Source organism: Desulforegula conservatrix Mb1Pa (genome assembly GCF_000426225.1).
GTDB lineage: Bacteria > Desulfobacterota > Desulfobacteria > Desulfobacterales > Desulforegulaceae > Desulforegula > Desulforegula conservatrix.
In genome coordinates, this window is the sequence record NZ_AUEY01000123.1 from 1 (window position 1) to 5,445 (window position 5,445).

The following is a 5,445-nucleotide window of genomic DNA, read 5'->3' on the forward strand; positions in this document are numbered from 1 at the left end:
GAGAAGTTTGAAATATGAGGAGGTTTATCTGAAGGCCTATGGAAGCATGTCAGAAGCGAGACACAAAATTGGCGATTATCTGAGGTTCTACAACACAAAAAGGCCTCACCAGAGCTTTAAGAATAATACGCCTGATAAAACATATTTTGAAGGTCTGGAAATTCCAATCGCCGCTTGAAGCTTTTATTAAAAATATGAGACACAGAGGTCAAAATTATATAAGGATTTGTTGATAGGATTTTCACTTATATTTTCAGAAAATCTGTCCAATCAAAACCGACCACTTATGTCAGGGCTGTAATGGAAGTCAACCCTTCAAACATAGCTCCTAATGGTTTTTTATTTGCGGGTAGCGTAGTAACTTTGGCAGATACATTGTGTGGAAATGGATGTATTTCTAATTTGCCAGAAGGAGCATCAGGCTTTACCACCATTGAATTAAAATCCAACCATTTGGGCACTGCCCGCGACGGAACCATTGAATGTATCGCCAATTCAGTTCACATGGGGAGAACAACTCAGGTATGGGACGCTGTCGTAACTCACAAGCAATCAGGAAAAACCATTGCATTGTTTCGGTGTACTCAAATGATCCTGTATCCTTAGCTACGCCCATATTTTTGAGATGTTAAAGAGTAACTTCTGAAAAAAAGCGGTTTATTAATCTCCAATACTTATGAGAGGCCCGCTTAATATAACCGAATCTAACTATCGGTGGCAATGCATGGATTTTCAATATAGATCGATAGGCAAACAAAATGAACTTTAGAGAAATTTCGAAACTTGATCCAAATTATTTTGAAATCAATCGTGAAGAACGAAAATAAGTGGTCGGTTTTGATTGGACAGATTTTCTGAAAATATAAGTGAAAATCCTATCAACAAATCCTTATATAATTTTGACCTCTGTGTCTCATATTTTTAATAAAAGCTTCAAGCGGCGATTGGAATTTCCAGACCTTCAAAATATGTTTTATCAGGCGTATTATTCTTAAAGCTCTGGTGAGGCCTTTTTGTGTTGTAGAACCTCAGATAATCGCCAATTTTGTGTCTCGCTTCTGACATGCTTCCATAGGCCTTCAGATAACCTCATTCCTGGACAGTTTTTTTCAATGCTAAAAGTGAAACTGCTTCTAAATCCGCCCGGTAGGTGAAATAAATCTGATCCGGCGTCCTCATGTTATGACTGATAGGAAATTATTGCCCATTTTCATCTTTTTTGGTTACTGAAAAAGAGTCATTTCTTCCCTGATCTCCCATCATTGAAAGAAAAGCAAGGTCTGGCCTTATTCCAATCATGGCTCTATTGCCGGATTGCCCCTTATTGTCTGAATCGTCATTGTTCTTCATGGAAGATGCCGCTAACCGATCCTTTATTTCCTGAGCAATCAAATCCTCGATCATTGCCCGCTGTTCAGGCGGTAGTTTCGCAAGATCCGCTTCTGTCAGTCCCATGCGCTCCAGAATATCTTTTCGTATTTTCTCGATTTTTTCTTTTTCAAGATCCCTGACATAGGCTGAAAATCCTTTTTTTTCTATGGCAGCAAAGTCACCTGCAAACATATTTGACTTCCCATCATCTGCCTCCTTGTCAGTTTTACCAATTTGCTCGCTCAGGCAGCTTGCAAATGTTTTTCCTGTTTGCCCCGCCTGGGGCAGGGATGCGCTCGATGATAAAAAGGAGGCTTTAATTGCGGACTTTTGATGGATTTCCATTTTTTATCCTCATATCTGCTTTGTTCAATTTCAATAATATCAGCATTTGAGAAAGCAAATAGCAGGCCAAAACGCAGTCATGTCGTTAAGTTGATATTTTGAGAGCCCAGAGGGGGAGGGGAGTATTCCAGCCAGGGCAACGATTATGGTTAATGAAGATGAAGCGCCAAGGGATTAAAATGCCTTTTACGCTCGATTTTTCGTAAGTCTGATTGAGGCGAGCCGAAATCAGACAAGAACTTGTTGTGATGTGGTTTTCGCTCGCGCTCAAATAGACCTATATTTTTTTAACGGCCAGTTTCTGGTTTGTTGTGACAGTGTTGAGTTTATTTCCAGGCTGAGTGTGGCAAAGAGGTTATGTATCAGTAAAAGCTTTTATTTTGTCCCTCGTTTCCTTACCGAATTTTTTCAGGTCTTCATCATCAATCAAGCCGTTTATTTTCCATCTTGCAAGCTTGAGAACAGCATTGCTTCTTTTCAGGTCATCAAACATTGCCCCAATTTCTTTGTCCTCGTTGTTTATTGTGTGCCAGACTTGAAGATAAGCTTTGTGGCTCTCATTGCCCTTACTATCTATAATGGATTTTATTTTATCAAATATGGTATTGCAGGCCTTATTAAGCATTTCATCCTTCATGGATCGTATTATTTTCCAGTCATTTTCGGGTATATTGGTCATGCCTGTTTCCTCAAATTTTAGAATTGGTGAGTGCCGATATAATAGACACGGTCGTAAACGGAGCTTTTCAAATAGCTTCATCTCTGGCAGCTTCTGGCAAGGCCGGGATGATATGTAAAAAACAATCAATTTAGCCCACTACTGAAAAATAAGCTAAAAAATATTTATGCCATTTCTTCATTGCCACTCGTGAGAACCTCGTTAAGTTCAGGCTCAAGTATTCGGCTGTGATTTCCCGTGGCCGTGTTTCTTTCTGCAAGCTGGTCGAATATTGTCATAAGTTCATACACGTTTGAAACAATACGATGCTGTTCGGCGTTTTCTGTTGCTTGTATTTTTCATAATTTGTATCAAAAAAATAACTTTTTGAATTTTTCCTTGTGTTTTATTTGGGATGTATATGCAGATAGTAACGGCATTCCGTCGCCGCCACAGGGGGGAAGCTCTCTATGTTGTCAGTATTGTATATTTCGAACGTCGTAACGATCTCATCGCTTTCAGGATAACTCATGAATTCAATCACATGGCTTCATTTTTCAGACATACATATCTGCAACCCTAAATCAGGCTGGGAAGCCGACGTTATTTTAGAAAAACTACAAGAAGATCTTAAACGATTACTCCATGATCACAACCTCAAGCCTGATTTTATAGTATTTACCGGCGATGCAGTATATGGTCATTTGGGAAATGATAAAGGCAAAAAAATTAGTGACCAGTTTGAATCTGCCGCTATTTTGTTCAATGAGATATGCTCTCTATATGATCCACCGGTGCCCAAAAGTCATTTCTTCATTGTTCCTGGTAATCATGAACTCAACAGATCGAAAGTTCCTGGTATGATTCATGAAGGTCTTAAAGCTTCACTTTCTAACAAAAGTCACGATGAAATGGAAAAGAAGCTGGCTGAAGTGCTTCGGGATAATACCAGCGACTGGAAAACTTTAATGGTATCACTTGAAGACTATAAGGCTTTCCTTGATGAATATGAATTTGTTAATGATCTTGACAAAGATCGCTTAATTTGGGGCAAAGTTATTGAAATAAATGGCATAAAGATTGGCATTGCAGGGATGAATTCTGCCTGGTCTTGTGGAATGGACAAACATAAGGGGGAAGTTTTATTATCTGGGCACTGGCAGATTCCAACCCTATCAAAAATGATAAAAGATGGTCAAATAAAGATTGCCATGATGCATCATCCGGTGAACTGGCTAATGCCATTTGAAGACCCGGCAGTGAAGAAAGAATTAGGCAATAATTTTGATTTTTTCCTGCACGGACATGAACATCAGAACTGGGTCGATGAGCAAGCGGACGGATTTGTTACAATAGCAGCAGGAGCTTGTTACGGTGATTCTGAAAAAGAGACGGGATATAATATTGTCCGCCTTTTTCCAGAAAACGGAGATGGTGAAGTCTGGCTAAGAAAATATGATAAAGATGGGCACGGGTGGATTCCAAAGATTATATACAATAAAACGGACAACGATGGCATTTGGAGAATAAGGAATTGGGGGCAAAGATTACGCAAGCAAGAAAAATCAGCGCAGTCCTTAAAGTCTGAATTGATTTCTGGCCCAACAGTTTCAAAAAAAGAAACAAGTACAGTGCATGACAATCGATGCGATATCGATAGCCAGACAAATTCCGGGAATACTTATGATGATTTTTCCCCGGAATCTCGCGGTCTTTTTGGAAGAAAAAAAGAAATAGCAGAGCTTTCCAGATTACTGGATAAATATCGAATTGTTACGGTATGCGGACTTTCAGGGATCGGTAAAACGTCTCTGATCAGAGAAACATGCAGAACAGAATCATTGCAAAACCGTTTATACATGACTCTTAAAAGCCATAATCTGATTTCATCCCATGAAATTTTCAGGCATTTTTCAAGAGTGCTTGGGTGCAATGATGAAAGCCCTGATATGGTTTTTAACATATTAAAAATGTCGGAGTTTAAAGAACTTAAAGAGTTTGTTAAAGACAGCGAGTCTGCAATTATTCATATTGAGGACTCCCACTTCTTTTTTGAAATGACAGGTGGAACATCTCGTTTTCTGGATTCCAGTATTAAGAACCTTTTTGAGGCAATAGCTGAATATTACCCCCAAATACATATTATTCTCGAAAGCAGGGAAACTATTTCTGACAGCATTCTTCCTGAAAAATTTCATAAAAAAATAAATATTAAGGGAATAGATAAAGAAAGCATGGGTCATTTTTTTATCAGACCATTCAAGAACGAGCCGGAAAAGGGATGGCATCTTGATGAAAATGATATTGAATTTGTGTTCAAAAAACTTGGAGGAGACAGTAACAAAGAAAAAGCCCATCCTTTGGCAATGTCCCTACTCGCAAACGTGGCTGACGGGATGAAAGAAATACCTCGGCAGGTACTTAAACGATACGATGGTACAAAAGAATTGCATGAAAAGCTGGATAATCGTCTGTTTAATGATCTTTATGCTAATATACTGACAGAAAAAGCCCAGCGAATGCTCAGGATATGTGCTCTTTATAATGATTTTATTCCAGATTCACATGTCACAGCACTAAACAAAGCTGTAAACGATGATGATGCTTTTCAGTTTTTGCTCAGACGCTATATCCTTAATATCAAGGGGGAAGGCGACCGATATTCCCTTCACTCATTATTGGCAGATTTAACTAAAAAGTACTTGGAAAACCGTAATGATGAGAAGCTCGAAAATCATAAAATAATTGCCGATGCCTGGCTGGCTGGTTTGAAAATAAGCAATCATTACAGTTCACCTAATATAATAGCAACCAATGAAGCGCTTTACCACCTGATCGAGAGTGGTGAATATACAAGACTGCATGAGATACAAGAAAAATTGTTGTCTCGAGGTTATATAGAAGTGCTTGAAAAGTAAGCATCCAGCCAACTACGTGGAAATTTGTGATGTGACAGATATAGGGAGCAAAGCTCTATAATCCTCTTCATTCTGCGCGAGTGGTATTTTTTCGAAGATGAGTTTAAGATATGCATACGGCTCGAGCTTTGCTGCTTTTGCAGATTCGACAAG

The 5,445-nt window shown here is 38.9% G+C and carries 8 protein-coding genes; 3 read left to right on the forward strand and 5 right to left on the reverse strand.

Features of this window, described 5'->3' with window-relative positions; translation table 11 throughout:
• Together K245_RS27495 and K245_RS28635 are read left to right on the forward strand one after the other, a co-directional pair.
• On the forward strand, positions 1-178 hold a 178-nt coding region (locus K245_RS27495; protein WP_156906865.1), incomplete at its 5' end, for an integrase core domain-containing protein.
• Between the two features lie 71 nt (positions 179-249).
• Positions 250-606, forward strand: coding sequence for a PaaI family thioesterase (locus tag K245_RS28635; RefSeq protein WP_408605773.1), 357 nt, complete (start codon positions 250-252; stop codon positions 604-606).
• Between the two features lie 327 nt (positions 607-933).
• Here K245_RS28635 and K245_RS27500 read toward each other — a convergent pair whose 3' ends face one another.
• The 4 genes from K245_RS27500 to K245_RS28500 form a co-directional block, all read right to left on the reverse strand.
• Positions 934-1,065, reverse strand: a complete 132-nt coding sequence (locus K245_RS27500) for an integrase core domain-containing protein (protein ID WP_084156461.1) — start codon at positions 1,063-1,065, stop codon at positions 934-936.
• 132 nt (positions 1,066-1,197) lie between these two features.
• Positions 1,198-1,716 carry a hypothetical protein gene (locus K245_RS0120405; RefSeq protein ID WP_027360659.1) on the reverse strand — a complete coding sequence of 173 codons (519 nt, stop codon included), beginning with the start codon at positions 1,714-1,716 and terminating at the stop codon, positions 1,198-1,200.
• A gap of 355 nt (positions 1,717-2,071) precedes the next feature.
• Positions 2,072-2,395 carry a hypothetical protein gene (locus K245_RS0120410; RefSeq protein ID WP_027360660.1) on the reverse strand — a complete coding sequence of 108 codons (324 nt, stop codon included), beginning with the start codon at positions 2,393-2,395 and terminating at the stop codon, positions 2,072-2,074.
• 385 nt (positions 2,396-2,780) lie between these two features.
• Positions 2,781-2,906, reverse strand: coding sequence for a hypothetical protein (locus tag K245_RS28500; RefSeq protein ID WP_269545304.1), 126 nt, complete (start codon positions 2,904-2,906; stop codon positions 2,781-2,783).
• Between K245_RS28500 and K245_RS0120420 the strand changes: the two genes are divergently transcribed.
• Positions 2,905-5,292, forward strand: coding sequence for a metallophosphoesterase (locus K245_RS0120420; protein WP_027360661.1), 2,388 nt, complete (start codon positions 2,905-2,907; stop codon positions 5,290-5,292). The genes K245_RS28500 and K245_RS0120420 overlap by 2 nt on opposite strands.
• A gap of 12 nt (positions 5,293-5,304) precedes the next feature.
• Here K245_RS0120420 and K245_RS28505 read toward each other — a convergent pair.
• The coding region (locus K245_RS28505) for a transposase domain-containing protein (protein ID WP_156906866.1) at positions 5,305-5,445 on the reverse strand (141 nt) is incomplete at its 5' end.

Coding starts and splice junctions, on each gene's coding strand:
- K245_RS27500 (WP_084156461.1), bottom strand. CDS start 1,065: ATGTCAGAAGCGAGACACAAAATTGGCGATTATCTGAGGTTCTACAAC.
- K245_RS0120405 (WP_027360659.1), bottom strand. CDS start 1,716: ATGGAAATCCATCAAAAGTCCGCAATTAAAGCCTCCTTTTTATCATCG.
- K245_RS0120410 (WP_027360660.1), bottom strand. CDS start 2,395: ATGACCAATATACCCGAAAATGACTGGAAAATAATACGATCCATGAAG.
- K245_RS0120420 (WP_027360661.1), top strand. CDS start 2,905: ATGAATTCAATCACATGGCTTCATTTTTCAGACATACATATCTGCAAC.
- K245_RS28500 (WP_269545304.1), bottom strand. CDS start 2,906: ATGAGTTATCCTGAAAGCGATGAGATCGTTACGACGTTCGAAATATAC.